Source organism: Streptomyces sp. NBC_01232, assembly GCF_035989885.1.
Taxonomy (GTDB): domain Bacteria; phylum Actinomycetota; class Actinomycetes; order Streptomycetales; family Streptomycetaceae; genus Streptomyces.
Genome location: NZ_CP108518.1, coordinates 7,723,567 through 7,741,702, shown reverse-complemented (window position 1 = coordinate 7,741,702; position 18,136 = coordinate 7,723,567). Strand labels below are relative to the sequence as shown.

The following is an 18,136-nucleotide window of genomic DNA, read 5'->3' as shown; positions in this document are numbered from 1 at the left end:
AAGGGCCGGATGGACGCGATCTGTCACTTTGGAGACACGGGCGACCTCTCCCTCAGGAGCACGGGAACCGCGGTCCTGGCGGTGCGCCCCGCGCGCAGCGTGATCGCCGTCCTGCGGCTGTCGGGCGGATACGGGGCCGCAGTTCTGCACCCGGCGGAGCGGGCCCTGATCCGGGGAGGTTCACCGGCCCGCTGCCGTGACTTCGTCGCGGGGCGCGCCGCGGCCGCCGACGCCCTGCGGCTGCTGGGCCGGTCGGGGCCGGTCCTGCGCGAGGCCCGGCGCCCCCTCTTCCCGACGGGGGTGCGGGGATCCATCAGCCACTGCCGGGGCGCGGCCGCCACCTGTCTGGCCACCGCACGGACGGACGTGTCCGGCGTGGGGGTGGACGTGGAGCGCGTCGGCCGGCTGTCACCGGAGAGCGCCGGACTCGTCTGCACGCCACGGGAGCAGGCCCTGGTGGCGGGCAGCGACGCGGGTGCATGGCTCCTCACGGTGATGTTCTCGGCGAAGGAGGCCTTCTACAAGGCGGCCACCGCCCTGGTCCTCCCCCGCGAGCCGGTCTTCCACGACTTGGAGGTGCTCCCGGATTGCGCGCACGAGAGCGTCGACGCCGACCGCAGCCGCGACCGCAGCGCCTCCGGCAAGGGCAACGGGCTGCGCCTGACGCCCGCGCCAGGACTTCTCCCCGACGGATGCACCGTCCGGGGCCAGGTGCGCTGCGTGGGCCCGTACGTCTGGACGACGGTGCTGCTCCGGTCCGGCAACGGCCCCTCATGAGCCGGTGGGCACGCTACAAAGGCGTGCCGTCGCGCGGGTCGAGCGGGTCGCACCCGTCATGCGCGTCATGCGCCTGCCGCCCGCCAAGGCCGGTGCCGCCCGCGACCCGGCGCCTGACCTGGTCCTCCTGGGCCAGCCGCCGCAGCAGCTCGAACACCGGGGCGCAGATCGCGAAGACGATGACCGCCCGCTCGGCCAGCGCCACCGGGTCGTCCAGGCCGGCCGCGCGCTCCAGGTCCAGCCGGGCCACGGACTCGGCCAGGCGCGCGTACGCGGCGAGTTCACCCGGGGCGTACTGGGCGTCCAGCCGGCGCAGCTCCTCCAGGGCCACCGTCAGCCCCTTCACGTGCGGTGAGCTGCCGGGCGCCTGCCAGTCCAGGGCCGCGAGCAGCTCCGCCACCTCGGCGCCGGCGCCCGCATCGGCCCCGGCCTCCTCCTCGTGGCCGGCGGCCCCCTGCCCCTGGGCGGCCACCGGCACGGGGAGCGCGTAGCTGACCGCTCCGAGGGCGCTCTCCGAGCTGTGGGCGTGGTCGACGGCCCCGAGCACCTCCCGGGTGGCGGCGATGGACAGCCCGCCGAGCGTGGTCAGTGCCTTGATCAGCCGCAGCCGCTGCGCGTGCTCGTCCCCGTACTCGGCCAGGGTCGCGGCCGTCGCCCGCCCCGCGGGCAGCAGTCCCTGGCGCAGGAAGTACTTGATGCTGGCGACCGGCACACCGGTCCGCCGGCTGAGCTCCGAGATCTTCATACGGCTTCCCTGCTGGTCACGCGGTCCGGTGTCGGTCGTCGGCGATTGGACACCACAGCAAGATACTGCCACTATCCAGTATCTGGATACTGCAAGTATCCAGCACAGGAACGCAGCCGCACCGGAGAAGTCGATGCCTCACCCCACGCCCCCCTCCGTGCTCCGCCGACCCACGTTGTGGATCGGTACGGGACTCATCGCCGCAGTGGTCTCGATGCTGTTCGCCCTGCTCTACGTGGGTGGCAACGTCAACCCCAGGGGCAACCTCCGCGACCTGCCCGTCGCCCTGGTCAACACCGACAGCGGAGCTGACGTCAACGGCCGCCGCGTCAACCTGGGCGAGCAGGTCGTCTCCGGCATCCAGAAGGCCGCCAAGGGCGACAGGAGCATCGACTGGCAGGTCGTGAGCCGCGAGGAGGCCGACAAGCTGCTGGGCCGGGGCAAGGTCTTCGGCGCGCTCGTCATACCCGGCGACTACTCCGCCACCGTGGCCGCACTCACCGCCCCGCAGCCCGCGGCCCCGGGCAAGGCCGCCCCGCCGACCCTGACCGTGCTGACGAACCAGGCGGCCGGCAGCATCGGCTCCTCCATGGCCTCCCAGGCCTCCCAGAAGGCCGCTCACGCCGCCTCCGCCCAGCTCGGCCAGGAGCTCCTCAAGCAGGCCGGCTCCCAGAAGACCCCTCTCCCTACGGCCGCCCAGCTGAAGCTGGCCGACCCGGTGACGGTGAACGTCGCCGACGGCCACCCGGTCGGCCCCCGCAGCGCGATGGGCCTGAGCGCCTTCTACTACGCGCTGGTCCTGGTCGTCTGCGGCATGCTCGGCGCCAATGTGGTCAATTCCCAGGTGGACACCGCGCTCGGCTACCTGCACACCGACTTCGGCCCCATCCGCAAGCGCGAGCCCGTCCAGCACACCAGCCGCGTCCGGACCCTGGCCATCGGCATCGCGATGATGCTCGGCCTGTCACTGGTGATGGGCACGCTGGTCGAGGTCGCCACCGTCGGCATCCTCGACATGGACGCCTCCCACCTCGGCCTGCTCTGGCTCTACTCGGTCGCCACCATCGCGGTGGTCGGCATCGGAAGCCTGGCCCTCTTCGCCGCCTTCGGTACGCCCGGCATGCTGCTGGCCACCATCGTCTTCGTCGCGATGGCCGTACCCTCCTCCGGCGCCACCGTGCCCGTGCAGGCGCTGCCCGGATTCTTCCGCGCCCTGGCCGAGTTCGAGCCGCTGCGCCAGATCACCGAGGGGCTGCGCTCCCTCCTCTACTACGGAGCCCAGGCCGACGCGGGCCTGACCCGGGCCTGGGCCTCGATGGGCGTCGCCCTCGTCGCCGCGCTGCTCTTCGGCTTCGCCGTCACCCGCATCTACGACCGCAGGGGCCTGCACCGCATCCCCCGCCCCGATGCCGAGGCCACTGCCCCCGCCGAGGCCCCGGAGGCCCCTGCGCCGGCCACGGCCTGAGGCCGGCGCATCGAAGGCCTACCTCCAGCCGACCAGGGCGGCCATCGAGGCAAGGTCCGACTCCGGCCGGGCGATCGGGACCTCGGGCCAGAGGAGCTCGTACTCGGTCTGGATCCGGAAGACCGAGTCGGCGAAGGAGCGCACGACCTGCTCGTTGACCGTGCCCCGCTCGGCGTGCTCGAAGAGCTCCCGGCAGGCTTCCACCGCGCCTTCGCAGTCGTCGTCGAACTCCAGCAGTGCGCACATCGCGTCGACGGCGCGGTCGCGCGAGGCCAGATGGCCGATCCCGCAGTCGAGCCCGTCATCGGGAAGGTCGTCGGGGTACGCTGCGCGCTGCCAGGAGCCGTCCTCGAACCAGTAGACGCACTCGGCCCTTCCCCGCTCCAGGAGTTCGAGCAGAAGCTCCTGCCGCACCCACCCGGGCGCCCCGGCGAGGAGATCGATCGGCGGCTCGTGGCGTGCGACCCTGCTGGAATCGTCCTGCCCGAAGAGGACGGCGCGTCCGCCATCGGCACGGAGCAACACCCACCGGCTGCAAGCGCCGTCGTCGTAGCGCAAGTCGTTCCCGCTGCCACGGTGGCCGCCGCTGTCACCGCCGCTGTCGCTGTTGCCGAGCCAGTACCCGTTCCGGAAGCGCTCCTTCTCCTCCTCGGCATTCCAGGTCGCCACGGCGAACGCGGCCCAGCGCGCCCACAACAGCCCCGCATCCGGAAGGTCCTCCGGCCGCCCCGGACGATGAATCTTCATGCCCACCTCGTACTCCCCAGCCCTTGCATCCGTCCGCAGACACTACGAGGTTGTCTCACGTGGCACGTGTCGCGAGCCTCGTGTAGCAGGTCAGGGGGAAAACCACGGCCAGGCCTCGGCTCTGCCGGTCGATGCGGACCGGGTACGGGATCTTGAGACCACGAGCAGCCCATGCCAGGCTCATGCCCCATGATCGATGAATACGCGAAGGACAACCTGCACGGGAGACTGCGGCGGGACCGCGAGGCGCTGCTCTGGAAACTCGACGGCTTGTCCGAATACGACACCCGCCGGCCTTTGACGGCGACCGGGACCAACCTCCTCGGCCTGGTCAAACACGTGGCCAACGTCGAGGCCAGGTACTTCGGCGAGGTCTTCGACCACCCTTCCCCGGAACCACTGCCCCGGTGGCAGGACTCCGACGGCAGCGATCTGTGGGCGGCCGAGGACGAGACCCGCGATCAGATCATCGGGTTCTACCGGCGCACGTGGGAACACTCGGACGCGACGATCGACGGGCTTCCCCTCGACGCCCCCGGCCACGTGCCCTGGTGGCCCGAGCCGTATCCCCGTACGAACCTGTTCGCCGTCATGGTCCACGTCCTCGGCGAGACCATCCGGCATGCCGGGCACGCCGACATCCTGCGCGAGGGCCTCGACGGCCGGACCGGGTTGCGCGCCGAACACGGGAAGCAGATCGACGAGGAAGCCCGGGCGGCCCACTGGGCGAAGATCGAGCAGGCCGCCAGGTCGGCCGCACCGGTCAAGGCCTAGGTCCTGTCGTCAAGTGATCGGCTGCGCGCTTCCATCGGGCAAGGTACAGCTTTCGCCCGCGTAGGGGCGTGCCGTGATCTGTCCGCCCGCGGCCGTGCACTCTTCTCTGGTGATGTTCGGAGCCCCGGCGGCCTGAGCACCGACGGCGCCGAAGGCGCTGATGCCGGCGACGGTGGCCGCGGCCAGGGCGAGTCCCAGCATTCTTCGTATCCGCATGTGTCCTCCTCCTGGCGGGCCCCTCTGTTCGGCCACGGGTGAGGAGTCTCGGGCCGACGGAGGCCCTCCTCTTCAGCATGGGCGACATCCAGCAGGCACGCGAGCCGGGGCACCGCGTTCCCCCTGGACCTCGGCACCTCGGCGGATCGACAGGCGGAGCCTTCTCCTTTCGAAACCGCCAACCGGATCCAGATTTAAGGTAGTTCGCATCGATGCGGTGGACACGATCCGTCGGCTAGCATCCCGGTGCAACCGGCGAGCGACATCCAACCGACCAGCAATCGGGGTCCGACGGCGGGGAGTGCCGCGTGCACGAGGCGTTGACCCGATGGTGCCTGGATCTGCAGGCTCACACCGGTCTCTCGTCCATCGTCCTGGGCGGCCGTCGCGCATGGCAGGAGACCGCCGTCGAGCCGAAGGCGTCGGACGTGGACCTCTACGCGTTCTGCGGTGATGGCTTGTACGCGCGCATGCCGCGGCTGGCCGACACGCTCCGGGGGGCGGGGGTCCGCCGTGTGGTCCGGGAGCGTTCCGCGTTCCTGGAGTTGCACTACGTGCTCACCGATCTGCCCGAGATCGATCTGAAGGTGATGCGGTGGTCCACCGTCGACGCCGTTCTCGCGGCACCGCCGAACCTCGACGAGCTGTACCTCGAGAAGATGCATTCGCTCCACCACTACCGGGTGATCATCGACGACTCGGGCGACGGACTGTGCCGTATCGATCGCGCGGTGCGTCGCAGACCGGCTGATCTGGCCGCTCTCCTTCCGTACGCCTTCGAGTCTTACGTCAAGCACGCCTGGGGTGTCGCCAAACAGGGTCTGCGGCGGGGTGAGCCGCTGGTAGGCAGCCATCTGGCGCGTCGCGCGCTGGACCATCTCGTGCTCGTCGAGTACCTGCTCAACGACACCTATCCGCCACCGTTCAAGTGGCGCATGCACGATGCGGAACTCGCCGGGCTGCGTCGGGGCGACCTGATCCGCAGTGTCGCCACCACGCTGGAGTTCGCGCCCGGGCTCTCCCTCGCGGACCACGCCGAGGGGCTTCGTGCTCTGGAGGCCGAGATCCTGGCCGACCCCGGCGCCGCCGGAATTCCGGGGAGGTCACCCGACGCCTGGTGGTGGGCGCCGTAGTCCGGTCTTCGACGGAAAAGGGAGGGGCACCGTGCGCGTGGGAATGGCCGGGATCGGCTTCATGGGGCGACTGCACTCGTACGCGTGGAGCAACGCGTCCAGCCTCTTCGGCGCGGAACCCGTCGAACTGGTCGCGGTGGCCGGCGGTCCGGACGACTCCGAGGAAGCCGTCCGGTCGTTCGCCCGCCGGTGGGGGTGGAGCACTCCGGTGTGCCGGACGGAGGACCTGATCGACGCACACGTCGACGTGATCGACGTGTGCACCCCCAACGACTCCCATGAGCTCATCTCCGTCGCGGCGCTCCGGGCCGGACGGCACGTGCTGTGCGAAAAGCCCATGTCGAACAGCCTCGGCGGCGCCGAACGCATGGCAGCGGCGGCATCGGTGGCGGCAGAGCGGGGAGTCCACTCCTCGATCGGTTTCGTGTACCGGCGCATTCCCGCGGTCGCGCTGGCCAAGGAGCTCATGGACCGGGGCGAGCTCGGGGACGTCCTGCTCGTCAGCGCCCGGTTCCTTCAGGATGTGCGGCTCGACCCGGCCCGGCCCGGCTCATGGCGTTCTTCCAAGGAGGTGGCCGGGTCGGGCGTCATCGGAGATCTCGGTGCCCATCTCGTCGATCTGGTGGCGCATCTGACCGGCGAGATGCCCACCATGTCGTCGACGATGACCGCGCCCTACCCGCGTCGGCCCACTGATGCTCCCCTGGTTCCCTTCTCGGAGACGGAGGACATCGCGGTGAGCAACGGCTCGCTCGCTTCCGGGGCGCTGGTCGAGATGCGCATGTCACGGGTCGCCGTCTCGCGCAAGGTGGACCTCGGCATCGACGTGTTCGGCAGCCGAGGCCGCCTGTCGTTCGAGCTGCAGCGTCCCGGAGAGCTGGTCTTCGTACGGGGATCCGACGGCCTGCAGGGCGTGGTGGAGCGGACGGTTCTGGTGACCGAGCGCACGCATCCGTACCAGGAGTTGTGGTGGGAACCGGGCCAGCCCGTCGGGTACGGAAGCGCGCACATCCACCAGGTCGGCGACTTCGCCGCGGCGATCCGCGCGGGCCGCCCGCCGACACCCTCGTTCGCGGACGGCCTGCGCGTGCAGCGGGTCCTCGAGCGGATGATCCTGGACGGGAAGCAGTGAGGGCGGGCGCCGCGCGCGGATCGCCGCGCCGCGGCACGGTGCGCCCCTGGTCGGCCCTACGAACACATGCCGCCGGAAGCGGCCCGCCTTCGTGGAATCCCCCCAGAGGCGCTTGACCGGCGAACCTGCGGCAACGTAACTTCGACCGCACCCACCCACTCGTGAGCTGCTGGCAGGAGGCGAAGCCGGATGTCGACCATCTCCGCGCTGCTCCGCCTCGCGCACCAGATCGCCTGGGCTCCGGGTCGTGTAGCACACGGCTGCTGAGCAGCCCCTTCCCGGCGTGCCCGATTGCGGCCCCGGCATCTTTTCGTCTCCGTCACCACCCACGGCACGTCGTCGCGTGCCGATGTGTCGCGCTCCGGGATCTCGAGCTGCGCACCCCAGAATAGAAAGCACCTGAAATGGCGACTAGGACAGTCATCTCGCTCGCGCGCCGAAATGAGGACGTGCCATGGTAGCGGCGCGGATCACGGTCAACGGGAAAGAAACACCGATTTCACCGGCCTCACCCCACACCACGGTGCTGGACTTTCTCCGCGAGCGCGGCCTCACCGGCACCAAGGAGGGCTGCGCCGAGGGTGAATGCGGCGCCTGTTCGGTCATGGTGGCCCGTCCCGGAGTGAACAGGCCCACCGACTGGGTGGCGGTCAACGCCTGTCTGCTGCCGGTCGCGGCGCTCGACGGTCAGGAGGTCATCACCTCGGAGGGCCTCGCCACCGCGGGCCCTGCCGGTACGCCTGCCACGCTCCACCCCGTACAGGAGGAGATGGCCGTCCGCGGCGGCTCCCAATGCGGTTACTGCACACCGGGGTTCGTCTGCAGCATGGCCGCCGAGTACTACCGTCCCGACCGCTGCGCGCACGCGGAGCCGGCCGGCGCCACCGACTCCGAGCACGGCCCGAACGGTTTCGACCTGCACGCGCTGAGCGGCAACCTGTGCCGCTGCACCGGCTACCGCCCGATCCGCGACGCCGCGTTCGCCGTCGGTGCGCCGGCCGAGGACGACGCCCTGGCGCAGCGCCGCGAACAGGCTGCGCCCGCACCGGTCGCCACCGAATACACCCGGAACGACAGCACGTTCCTGCGGCCCTGCACCCTTGCCGAGGCGCTGCGGCTGCTGCAGGAGCGGCCCGGCGCGGTGGTGGTGGCCGGCAGCACCGACTGGGGTGTGGAGGTCAACATCCGCTCCCGTCGCGCGGATTGTGTGGTCGCGGTCGACCGGCTGCCCGAACTGCGGGCGCTGCGCGTCGAGTCGGGTCACGTCGAGATCGGGGCGGCGCTGACGCTCACGGAGATCGAACGCCGCCTCGACGGCCGTGTCCCGCTGCTGGCGGAGCTCTTCCCGCAGTTCGCCTCCCGGCTCATCCGCAACAGTGCGACCCTCGGCGGCAATCTGGGTACCGGCTCCCCCATCGGTGACAGCCCGCCGGTGCTGCTCGCGCTGGAGGCGTCGGTGATCCTCGCCGGCGCCGACGGGGAACGCGAAGTCCCCCTCTGCGACTACTTCACCGGCTACCGGCAGAGCGTGCGCCGTCCCGGCGAACTGATCCGTGCGGTGCGCATCCCGCTACCGCTGTCACCGGTCGCGGCCTTCCACAAGATCGCCAAACGGCGGTTCGACGACATCTCCAGCGTGGCCGTGGCCTTCGCACTCGACATCGAGGACGGGACGGTCCGCAAGGCACGCATCGGCCTGGGCGGTGTGGCCGCCACCCCGATCCGTGCCGTCGACGCCGAGGCTGCCCTGGAGGGCAGGCCCTGGGCGGCGGAGACCGTGGAGGCCGCGGCCCAGGTGCTGCGGGCCCAGGGCACGCCCATGGACGATCACCGCGCCAGCGCCGGCTACCGCTCCGCGATGCTCGGTCAGAGCCTGTTGAAGCTGTACGCGCGATCCACCGAGGCGGTGTCGTCATGAGTCATCTGTCCGAGCGTCCCGAGAAGCCCGTCGTCGGCCTTCCGATGCCCCACGAGAGCGCCGGCCTGCACGTCACCGGCGCCGCGCTCTACACCGACGACCTGGTGCACCGCACCAAGGACGTGCTGCACGCCTACCCGGTCCAGGTCATGAAGGCCCACGGCAGCATCACCGCGCTGCGCACCGGGCCCGCGCTCGCCGTGCCGGGTGTGGTCCGCGTACTGACCGGTGCCGACGTGCCCGGCGTGAACGATGCCGGGATGAAGCACGACGAACCGCTCTTCCCCGACGAGGTCATGTTCCACGGACACGCCGTCGCCTGGGTGCTCGGCGAGACCCTGGAGGCGGCCCGGCTCGGTGCGGCGGCCGTCGAGGTGGACCTCGACGAGAAGCCTTCCGTGATCACCCTGGAGGAGGCGATCGCGGCCGGGAGCTTCCACGGTGCCCGGCCCATGATGCTGACCGGCGACGTCGACGCCGGCTTCGGCGGCTCCGCGCACGTGTTCACCGGCGCGTTCCAGTTCTCCGATCAGGAGCACTTCTATCTCGAGACGCACGCGGCGCTGGCCCAAGTCGACGAGAACGGGCAGATGTTCGTCCAGAGCAGCACCCAGCACCCCTCGGAGACGCAGGAGATCGTCGCGCACGTGCTCGGCCTGCACAGCCACGAGGTGACCGTGCAGTGCCTGCGGATGGGCGGCGGCTTCGGTGGCAAGGAGATGCAGCCCCACGGGTTCGCGGCCGTCGCCGCGCTCGGCGCCATGCTGACCGGCCGGCCGGTCCGGGTGCGCCTCAACCGGACGCAGGACCTGACCATGTCCGGCAAGCGCCACGGCTTCCACGCCTCGTGGAGGATCGGCTTCGACACCGAGGGCCGCATCCAGGCCCTGGACGCCACCTTGACCGCGGACGGCGGCTGGAGCCTGGACCTGTCCGAGCCGGTGGTGGCCCGCGCCCTGTGCCACATCGACAACACCTACTGGATTCCCCACGCGCGCGTCACCGGGCGCATCGCCAGGACCAACAAGGTCTCCAACACCGCCTTCCGCGGTTTCGGCGGACCGCAGGGCATGCTGGTGATCGAGGACATCCTGGGTCGTTGCGCGCCGCTCCTCGGCCTGGACCCGATGGAGTTGCGCGAACGCAACTTCTACCGGCAGGGCCAGTCCACGCCGTACGGACAGCCGGTCCTGCACCCCGAACGGATCTCCACCGTCTGGCACCAGGTCCGGGGCGACGCCGCGATCACCGATCGCAGGGCCGAGATCGCGGCCTTCAACGCAGCGCACCCGCACACCAAGCGCGCCCTCGCGCTCACCGGCATCAAGTTCGGGATCTCGTTCAACCTCACGGCCTTCAACCAGGCCGGCGCGCTGGTGCTGGTCTACAAGGACGGCTCGGTCCTGATCAACCACGGCGGCACCGAGATGGGGCAGGGCCTGCACACCAAGATGCTGCAGGTGGCCGCGACCACACTGGGCATTCCGCTGCACAAGGTGCGGCTCGCCCCGACCCGCACGGACAAGGTGCCCAACACCTCCGCCACCGCGGCCAGCGCAGGGGCGGACCTCAACGGCGCCGCGGTGAAGAACGCCTGTGAGCAGATCCGCGAGCGGCTGCTCCAGGTGGCCGGCACCCAGCTGGGTGCGGGCGCCCCGGACGTGCGCATCGTCGACGGCGTCGCACGCGTCCTCGGCAGCGACAAGGAGCTCGCCTGGGACGACCTGGTGCGCACCGCGTACTTCCAGCGGGTCCAGCTGTCCGCGGCCGGTTTCTACCGGACCGAGGGTCTGCACTGGGACGCGAAGGTGTTCCACGGCTCGCCGTTCAAGTACTTCTCCTACGGGGCCGCAGCGGCCGAGGTGGAGGTGGACGGGTTCACCGGCGCGTACCGGATCCGGCGGGTGGACATCGTGCACGACGTCGGCGACAGCCTCTCCCCGATGATCGACATCGGTCAGGTCGAGGGCGGTTTCGTGCAGGGCGCGGGCTGGCTGACGCTGGAGGACCTGCGGTGGGACGCGGGCGACGGGCCGAACCGGGGCCGGCTGCTGACCCAGGCGGCGAGCACCTACAAGCTGCCGAGCTTCTCGGAGATGCCCGAGGAGTTCAACGTCAGGCTGCTGGAGAACGCCACGGAGGAGGGCGCGGTCTACGGGTCCAAGGCGGTCGGTGAGCCTCCGCTGATGCTGGCCTTCTCGGTACGGGAGGCGTTGCGGCAGGCCGCCGCGGCGTTCGGGCCGGCCGGAGCCAGCGTCGAGCTCGCTTCCCCGGCGACGCCCGAAGCGGTGTACTGGGCGATCCAGGCGGCCCGCGGGGGCGGCGCGCGCCCGTGCGCGCCCGCAGCCGACGGCAGCGTGGTTCCCGCCGACGCAAACGCCTTGAGCCATGCCTGACATGAGCTGGGTGGCCGCGGTCGCACGGTTGCGGGCACGCCGGGAACCCGGCGTGCTCGTGACCGTCGCGGCTGTGCGCGGCCACGCGCCCCGCCGGGCCGGTGCCAAGCTCGTCGTGGGACGGACCGAGACGTGGGGTTCGATCGGCGGCGGCAACATCGAGGCCGTCGCCATCGACCGGGCGCGCGAGCTGTCCGGCACGGCCGGTCCGGAGCCGGAGATGATGGAGTTCGCCCTCAACGACAAGGTCACCGGACGGCACGGCGTGCAGTGCTGCGGCGGGTCCGTCACCGTGCTGCTCGAACCGCTCCCGGTGGTCCAGGCGGTGGCGGTCTTCGGCATCGGGCACGTGGGACTGGAGCTGGCCCGCATCCTGGCCCGGCACGACCTCGACCTGCACCTGACCGACAGCCGCCCCGGCATGCTCACGGGTGAGCGGCTGGGCGTGCTCGCGGACGCGGTGGCGCAGATTCATGTGCACCACACCCCGCTGCTTCCGGAGGAGGTGCTTTCGGAGCTGCCGCCCGGCGCTCACGTCCTGATCATGACCCACGATCACGCCGAGGACGCCGCACTGTGCGACGCCGCCCTGCGCACCAGCGGTCTCGGCTCGATCGGTTTGATCGGCTCGTCTGCGAAATGGGCGCGGTTCCGGCAGCGCCTGGCCGCCGAGGGCGGCCATGACGCGGCCGCAATCGCCCGGATCAAGACCCCGATCGGGACGGCCGGGATCACCGGCAAGGAACCCGCCACGATCGCCGTGAGTGTCGCGGCGGACCTGCTCCGGACCTTCGAGCAGACCGTCCTTCAGGAGGTGTCGGACCCGGTGGACGCCGAACTCCGTCTCCGCGCCCCTGCCTGACCGGAACGCGGGAGTCCCGGTTCCTGCAGGCCCGGGGCCGGAAGCCGGGAACGCCCGCCCCGGGCCCGCCGTGTCTCATTTCATGCGTCCGGCATGTGGACCGCTGTACTCGAACTCCACGAAATCGACCTAGTGTTGCTCGCGCAGCTGGTTCGCCCCGTCCGCCAGGCGGGATGCGTCGTAAGAGGGAACCCGGTGGGAATCCGGGACTGCCCCGCAGCGGTGAGCGGGAACGACCGCCGTCATGAGCACTGGGTCCGGACAACGGTCCTGGGAAGCGACGGCCAGTAGGTGCCCGCCGGGAGACCGGCAGGCGTGCCCGCGAGTCCGAAGACCTGCCCGTTGCCCGCACGCGAACGTTCGCATGCGGCCATTTCGGTGACCTCGTGGGCGGGTCGGCGTACACAGCGAGCGGCACCTGCGGCATCCCCGCGGCGTGGACCGCCCGTTCTGTCGTTCCTTCGCGTCCGCGTCCCGTCACCGGGATGTTCAGGACACATCTCGCGAAGGAGAGTTCCGTGACACCCAAGCCCGCCGCCACGGCAGCACGAGCCACCGTTCACGGCTACCCCCGCCAGGGACAGAACCGCGAACTGAAGAAGGCCGTCGAGGGCTACTGGAAGGGCCGCGTCACCGCCGACGCCCTCCGCCGGACCGCGGCCGACCTGCGCCGTTCGAACTGGCAGCAGCTGACCGACGCCGGCATCCACGAGGTGCCGACCGGTGACTTCTCGTACTACGACCACGTATTGGACACCAGTGTCATGGTCGGCGCCGTCCCCGAGCGGCACCGCGCAGCCGTCGAGGCCCATGCGCTCGACGGCCTCTTCGCGATGGCCCGCGGCACCCAGGACGTCGCCCCGCTGGAAATGACCAAGTGGTTCGACACCAACTACCACTACCTGGTCCCCGAACTCGGCCCGGACAGCGTCTTCACCGCCGACTCCACCAAGCAGGTCGCCGAGCTGAAGGAAGCCCTGGCTCTCGGGCACTCCGCCCGCCCGGTCCTGGTCGGCCCCATCACCTACCTGCTGCTGGCCAAGCCCGCCCCGGGGGTGGCCGCGGACTTCCAGCCGCTCACCCTGCTCGACCGGCTGCTGCCCGTCTACGCCCGGGTCCTGGCCGATCTGCGCGCCGCCGGCGCCGACTGGGTCCAGCTCGACGAGCCCGCCCTGGTCCAGGACCGCACCCCGGCCGACCTGAGCGCCACCGCCCGCGCCTACCGCGACCTGGGGGCGGCCACCGACCGCCCGAAGCTGCTGGTCGCCTCGTACTTCGACCGGCTCGGCGACGCCCTCCCGGTGCTCGCCGCCGCCCCCGTCGAGGGCCTCGCCCTGGACTTCACCGGCAGCGCCCGCGCGAACCTCGACGACCTCGCCGCCGTCGGCGGGCTGCCCGGAAAGCGGCTGGTCGCCGGTGTGGTCAACGGCCGCAACATCTGGATCAACGACTTCCAGAAGTCCCTGACCACCCTCGGCACCCTCCTCGGCCTCGCCGACCGCGTCGACGTCGCCTCGTCCTGCTCTCTCCTGCACGTCCCGCTGGACGCCAGCGCCGAACGCGACATCGACCCGCAGATCCGGCGCTGGCTCTCCTTCGCCCGCCAGAAGACCACCGAGATCACCACCCTCGCCCGCGGTCTCGCCCAGGGCACCGGCGCCATCGCCGCCGAACTCGCCGCCAACCGGGCCGACCTCGCCTCCCGCGCCGGCTCCGCCATCACCCACGACCCCGCGGTCCGCGCCCGCACCGCGGCCATCACCGACGCCGACGGGCGGCGCTCGCAGCCGTACGCCGAGCGGACCGCCGCCCAGCGGGCGCACCTGGGTCTGCCACTGCTGCCGACCACCACGATCGGCTCGTTCCCGCAGACGAACGAGCTGCGCACCGCGCGCGCCGACCTCCGCGCCGGACGGATCGACGCCGCCGGCTACGAGGAGCGCATCAAGGACGAGATCCGCGAGGTGCTCTCCTTCCAGGAGAAGACCGGGATCGACGTCCTGGTGCACGGCGAGCCCGAACGCAACGACATGGTCCAGTACTTCGCCGAGCAGCTGACGGGGTACCTCGCCACGCAGCACGGCTGGGTGCAGTCGTACGGCACCCGCTACGTCCGCCCGCCGGTGCTGGCCGGGGACATCTCCCGCCCCGAGCCGATGACCGTCCGCTGGACCACGTACGCGCAGTCGCAGACCACCAAGCCGGTCAAGGGCATGCTCACCGGCCCCGTCACCATGCTCGCCTGGTCCTTCGTCCGCGACGACCAGCCCCTCGGCGACACCGCCCGCCAGGTGGCCCTCGCCCTGCGCGAGGAGGTCGGCGACCTCGAAGCGGCCGGCACTTCGGTCATCCAGGTCGACGAACCCGCGCTGCGCGAGACCCTGCCGCTGCGGGCCGCCGACCACGCGGAGTATCTGGAGTGGGCCACCGAGTCCTTCCGTCTGAGCACCAGTGGAGTCCGGCCGGACACCCAGATCCACACCCACATGTGCTACGCGGAGTTCGGCGACATCGTCCAGGCCATCGACGACCTCGACGCCGACGTCATCAGCCTGGAGGCCGCCCGCTCCCACATGCAGGTCGCGGACGAACTGGCGGCGCACGGCTACCCGCGCGAGGCGGGTCCCGGCGTCTGGGACATCCACTCCCCGCGCGTCCCCGGTACCGAGGAGGCAGCGGCCCTCCTGCGCAAGGGGCTCGCTGCCATCCCCGCCGAACGGCTCTGGGTCAATCCCGACTGCGGTCTGAAGACCCGCGGCTGGACAGAGACCCGCGCCTCCCTGGAGAACCTCGTCGCGGCCGCGCACGAGGTCCGCGCGGACCTGTCGGGCGACGGCTCCTGACACCCGCGGCTCCGGGCCGGACGCCCCGCGCGTCCGGCCCGGACCGGCCTCGAACGCACACCGGCCGACGTCCGCGACGACGGGGACCGGCGAGCCGCCGGATCCCCTAGGGTCGGGGGGATGCGCATCGTCTCCCTGCTGCCCGCGGCCACCGACATCGTGGCGGAGCTCGGCCTGGCCGCCGATCTGGTGGGCCGTACGCACGAGTGCGACTGGCCTCCGCAGGTGGTGGCCGGGGTGCCCGTGGTGACCTCCGCCGAGTTCTCCGCGGACACCCTGGGCAGCAGGGAGATCTCCGACGCGGTCGGCGGCGCCGCGCACAGCGGCTCCTCCCTCTACACCCTCGACACCGACGCCCTCGCCACCCTGGCTCCCGAAGTGATCCTGACCCAGGACCTGTGTGACGTCTGCGCGGTGTCCTACGCGGGGGTGAGCCGGGCGGTGCGCGTCCTCGACGGCGGGCCCCGCGTGCTGAGCCTGGAGCCGCGCACGCTGGGCGACGTACTGGACTGCCTGGTCACGGTGGGCGAACTGCTCGGCGTGGGACGGTACGCGCGGCAGCGCCGGGAGGTGCTCGCCGCGCGGGTCGAGGCCGTACGGTCGCAGGTGGCCGGGCGGCGGCGGCCCCGGGTGGTGGCGATCGAATGGCTCGACCCCCTCTGGCCCGCCGGGCACTGGGTGCCGGAGCAGATCGCGTGCGCGGGCGGGGAGGCCCTGATCGCCGCCCCGGGCGAGCACACCCGGCCGATGGACTGGGAGGCGGTCCGGGCCGCGCGCCCGGACGTGCTCCTGGTCATGCCCTGCGGCTTCGGCCCGGAGCGCACCCTGCGCGAGCGGGAACTGCTGACCTCCCTGCCCGGGTGGGAGGAGCTGCCCGCGGTGCGCGGCGGTGAGGTGTGGGTCCTGGACGGGCCCGCCTGCTTCAACCGGCCGGGCCCCCGCGTCGTACGGGGCGCGGAGGTGCTGGCGCACGTCCTGCACGGGGTGTCGGCAGGTGATCCGGTGCGCCCGGCGGAGGCGCTCCGCCTCGACCGCGACTGACGTACGGGCCGGGGCCGCTTCCGGCCCGAAGCGTTCTCTCCAGGGGGTTTTCGTGACGTGGTCGACGGGACTGCTGGCGTTCGCCGCCGGGCTGCTGATATCAGTGGTCACCGCGCCCGTGGGTGTTTCCGGAGCCGTCTTCCTGCTGCCCGTGCAGATCAGTGTCCTGAGCGTGCCGAGCCCGGCGGTGACGCCGACGAACCTGCTGTTCAACGTCGTGGCGGGGCCCGGTGCGCTGTTGCGTCACCACAGAGCGGGGAGTCTGAGAGGTCCGCTGACCCGCCTGCTGGTCGTGGGCACCGTGCCGGGCGTGATCATCGGCGCGGTGATCCGGGTGTTCGCCGTGCCGGGCCCGCGCGTCTTCCGCCTCCTCATCGCCGCACTGCTGCTGCCCCTCGGGCTGTGGCTGCTGCTGCGCACGCTGCGCCCCGCGCCGGCCCGCGCGACCCGCCGGCCCTCCCCCCGTTCCACGACCTCGCTGGCCCTGGCCGTCGGCATGGTCGGCGGCATCTACGGGATCGGGGGCGGCTCCCTGCTCGGCCCGGTCCTCGTCGGGCGTGGAGCGCCGGTTGCCACCGTCGCGCCCGCGGCGCTGGCCGCCACCTTCATCACCTCCGTCGTCGGCGCGGTCACCTATGCGCTGCTCTCCCTGGCCGCCACGGGCGATGTCGCCCCCGACTGGCTCCTCGGCCTGACGTGCGGGGCCGGTGGTCTGGTCGGCGGATACCTCGGTGCCCGTCTCCAGCCGCACCTGCCCGAGACGGCCCTCCGCATCCTGCTCGGCACCCTCGCCGTAGGCGTCGGAACCCTCTACGCCGTCCAGATCCTGCGCTGACCCGCACCGGTCGGCCACCACCCGACTCTTATTGCATATAGTGCGCAATTGCGGATGAGGCGCAGAAGAAGGCGGGGAGCTGTGAGCGGACCAGTGGTGCTGGGGATCGAGTCGTCGTGCGACGAGACCGGCGCGGGCATCGTGCAGGACGGCAGGCTCCTCGCGCACGTGGTGGCGTCGAGCATGGACGAGCACGCCCGCTTCGGCGGCGTCGTGCCCGAGATCGCCGCCCGCGCGCACCTGCACGCCTTCAACCCGGTCGTCCGGCAGGCCCTCGACCGGGCCGGACTGCGGCTCAGCCAGATCGACGCGGTCGCCGTCACCACCGGGCCCGGCCTCTCGGGCGCGCTGCAGGTCGGCCTGGCCGGGGCCAAGACCCTGGCCTACGCGGCCGGGGTGCCGCTGTACGGCGTCCATCACCTGGCCGGGCACGTCGCCGCCGACACCCTGGAGCACGGGCCGCTGCCCGACCCGTGCGTGGTGCTGATCGTCTCCGGGGGCCACACCTCGCTGCTCCTCGTACGGGACCTGGTGCGCGAGCCGATCCTGCACCTCGGGGACACCCTCGACGACGCGGCCGGCGAGTGCTTCGACAAGGTGGCCCGGATCCTGGGTCTGCCCTATCCGGGCGGGCCCGCCATCGACCGGGCCGCCCGTGACGGCGATCCCAAGGCCGTGACCTTCCCGCGCCCGCTGACCCGGCCGGGCGACGACCCGTACGCCTTCTCCTTCTCCGGCCTGAAGACGGCCGCGGCCCGCTGGGCAGAGAAGCACCGCGAGCTCGGTCAGGAGCCGCCGGTGGCCGACGGAGCAGCGGCCCTGCAGGAGGCCGTCGCGGACGTGCTGACCCGCAAGGCTCTGGCGGCCTGCCGCGCCTACGACGTGAAGACGCTGATCGTGGTCGGCGGCGTGGCCGCCAACTCGCGGGTCAGGGCCCTGGCGGAGCGACGATGCGCCTCCGCGGGCATCGAACTGCGCGTTCCGCCCCTGACCTTGTGCACGGACAACGGAGCCATGATCGCGGCCGTCGGCGACCTGCTGGTGCGCTCCGGGGCGGAGCCTGCGCCGCTGGACGTGTCCATCGACCCGTCCGCACCACTGGAGTACGCCTCCCTGACGCCGCTCCCGTCCGCCGCGTAGGGGCGTCGCGGGCCGGTGTCCGGGGCTCACCGGCGGGCGGTGGAAATGGCAAAGGCAAGGAGAGCGCTCTCCTTGCCACTCTCAAGTTATAGCGCGCAGGGGGGCTTGCCAC

15 protein-coding genes and 1 riboswitch are annotated in these 18,136 nt (G+C 71.7%); of the genes, 12 read left to right on the top strand and 3 right to left on the bottom strand.

From position 1 onward, the window contains the following. Positions 1–9 precede the first annotated feature (9 nt). Positions 10–777 carry a 4'-phosphopantetheinyl transferase superfamily protein gene (locus tag OG444_RS35590; RefSeq protein ID WP_327265980.1) on the top strand — a complete coding sequence of 256 codons (768 nt, stop codon included), beginning with the start codon at positions 10–12 and terminating at the stop codon, positions 775–777. A 13-nt stretch (positions 778–790) separates the two neighbouring features. Here OG444_RS35590 and OG444_RS35585 read toward each other — a convergent pair whose 3' ends face one another. After that, complete coding sequence (locus OG444_RS35585) at positions 791–1,522, bottom strand: MerR family transcriptional regulator (RefSeq protein WP_327265979.1); 732 nt, start codon at positions 1,520–1,522, stop codon at positions 791–793. 133 nt (positions 1,523–1,655) lie between these two features. Between OG444_RS35585 and OG444_RS35580 the strand changes: the two genes are divergently transcribed. After that, on the top strand, positions 1,656–2,987 hold the full coding sequence (locus OG444_RS35580) for a DUF3533 domain-containing protein (RefSeq protein WP_327265978.1): 1,332 nt from the start codon (positions 1,656–1,658) through the stop codon (positions 2,985–2,987). Positions 2,988–3,005: 18 nt separating this feature from the next. On the opposite strand, the gene OG444_RS35575 is transcribed toward OG444_RS35580, so the two are convergent. Continuing rightward, positions 3,006–3,734: a hypothetical protein gene (locus tag OG444_RS35575; protein WP_327265977.1), complete on the bottom strand. Its 729-nt coding sequence runs from the start codon at positions 3,732–3,734 to the stop codon at positions 3,006–3,008. Between the two features lie 189 nt (positions 3,735–3,923). Between OG444_RS35575 and OG444_RS35570 the strand changes: the two genes are divergently transcribed. Next, a complete protein-coding gene (locus OG444_RS35570) occupies positions 3,924–4,508 on the top strand; it encodes a DinB family protein (protein WP_327265976.1) in 585 nt (194 codons plus the stop codon). Positions 4,509–4,517: 9 nt separating this feature from the next. Here OG444_RS35570 and OG444_RS35565 read toward each other — a convergent pair whose 3' ends face one another. After that, positions 4,518–4,724: a hypothetical protein gene (locus tag OG444_RS35565; protein ID WP_327265975.1), complete on the bottom strand. Its 207-nt coding sequence runs from the start codon at positions 4,722–4,724 to the stop codon at positions 4,518–4,520. A 308-nt stretch (positions 4,725–5,032) separates the two neighbouring features. Between OG444_RS35565 and OG444_RS35560 the strand changes: the two genes are divergently transcribed. From OG444_RS35560 to tsaD, 9 genes are all read left to right on the top strand, one after another. Beyond that, positions 5,033–5,857 carry a hypothetical protein gene (locus tag OG444_RS35560; RefSeq protein ID WP_327265974.1) on the top strand — a complete coding sequence of 275 codons (825 nt, stop codon included), beginning with the start codon at positions 5,033–5,035 and terminating at the stop codon, positions 5,855–5,857. A gap of 31 nt (positions 5,858–5,888) precedes the next feature. Then, positions 5,889–6,989 carry a Gfo/Idh/MocA family protein gene (locus OG444_RS35555; protein WP_327265973.1) on the top strand — a complete coding sequence of 367 codons (1,101 nt, stop codon included), beginning with the start codon at positions 5,889–5,891 and terminating at the stop codon, positions 6,987–6,989. Between the two features lie 454 nt (positions 6,990–7,443). After that, entirely contained in the window at positions 7,444–8,907 is a 1,464-nt protein-coding gene (locus OG444_RS35550) for a xanthine dehydrogenase small subunit (protein WP_327265972.1), read from the top strand. Then, entirely contained in the window at positions 8,904–11,303 is a 2,400-nt protein-coding gene (xdhB, locus tag OG444_RS35545; protein WP_327265971.1) for a xanthine dehydrogenase molybdopterin binding subunit, read from the top strand. Before OG444_RS35550 ends, xdhB begins: the two co-directional genes overlap by 4 nt. A 1-nt stretch (position 11,304) precedes the next feature. Further along, complete coding sequence (xdhC, locus tag OG444_RS35540; RefSeq protein WP_327267033.1) at positions 11,305–12,165, top strand: xanthine dehydrogenase accessory protein XdhC; 861 nt, start codon at positions 11,305–11,307, stop codon at positions 12,163–12,165. 131 nt (positions 12,166–12,296) lie between these two features. Continuing rightward, positions 12,297–12,522, top strand: a riboswitch (cobalamin riboswitch). Positions 12,523–12,683: 161 nt separating this feature from the next. Then, positions 12,684–15,008: a 5-methyltetrahydropteroyltriglutamate--homocysteine S-methyltransferase gene (gene metE / locus OG444_RS35535; protein ID WP_327265970.1), complete on the top strand. Its 2,325-nt coding sequence runs from the start codon at positions 12,684–12,686 to the stop codon at positions 15,006–15,008. A 120-nt stretch (positions 15,009–15,128) separates the two neighbouring features. Next, complete coding sequence (locus OG444_RS35530) at positions 15,129–16,049, top strand: cobalamin-binding protein (RefSeq protein WP_327265969.1); 921 nt, start codon at positions 15,129–15,131, stop codon at positions 16,047–16,049. Between the two features lie 52 nt (positions 16,050–16,101). After that, positions 16,102–16,884, top strand: a complete 783-nt coding sequence (locus OG444_RS35525; RefSeq protein ID WP_327265968.1) for a sulfite exporter TauE/SafE family protein — start codon at positions 16,102–16,104, stop codon at positions 16,882–16,884. A 54-nt stretch (positions 16,885–16,938) separates the two neighbouring features. Then, complete coding sequence (gene tsaD / locus OG444_RS35520; RefSeq protein ID WP_327265967.1) at positions 16,939–18,024, top strand: tRNA (adenosine(37)-N6)-threonylcarbamoyltransferase complex transferase subunit TsaD; 1,086 nt, start codon at positions 16,939–16,941, stop codon at positions 18,022–18,024. Positions 18,025–18,136: the final 112 nt, after the last annotated feature.

Bases quoted from the DNA above. Each gene is read 5' to 3' on its own strand.
- OG444_RS35590 (WP_327265980.1), top strand. From the start codon at position 10: ATGGACGCGATCTGTCACTTTGGAGACACGGGCGACCTCTCCCTCAGG.
- OG444_RS35585 (WP_327265979.1), bottom strand. From the start codon at position 1,522: ATGAAGATCTCGGAGCTCAGCCGGCGGACCGGTGTGCCGGTCGCCAGC.
- OG444_RS35580 (WP_327265978.1), top strand. From the start codon at position 1,656: ATGCCTCACCCCACGCCCCCCTCCGTGCTCCGCCGACCCACGTTGTGG.
- OG444_RS35575 (WP_327265977.1), bottom strand. From the start codon at position 3,734: ATGAAGATTCATCGTCCGGGGCGGCCGGAGGACCTTCCGGATGCGGGG.
- OG444_RS35570 (WP_327265976.1), top strand. From the start codon at position 3,924: ATGATCGATGAATACGCGAAGGACAACCTGCACGGGAGACTGCGGCGG.
- OG444_RS35565 (WP_327265975.1), bottom strand. From the start codon at position 4,724: ATGCGGATACGAAGAATGCTGGGACTCGCCCTGGCCGCGGCCACCGTC.
- OG444_RS35550 (WP_327265972.1), top strand. From the start codon at position 7,444: ATGGTAGCGGCGCGGATCACGGTCAACGGGAAAGAAACACCGATTTCA.
- xdhB (WP_327265971.1), top strand. From the start codon at position 8,904: ATGAGTCATCTGTCCGAGCGTCCCGAGAAGCCCGTCGTCGGCCTTCCG.
- xdhC (WP_327267033.1), top strand. From the start codon at position 11,305: ATGAGCTGGGTGGCCGCGGTCGCACGGTTGCGGGCACGCCGGGAACCC.
- OG444_RS35530 (WP_327265969.1), top strand. From the start codon at position 15,129: ATGCGCATCGTCTCCCTGCTGCCCGCGGCCACCGACATCGTGGCGGAG.
- tsaD (WP_327265967.1), top strand. From the start codon at position 16,939: ATGAGGCGCAGAAGAAGGCGGGGAGCTGTGAGCGGACCAGTGGTGCTG.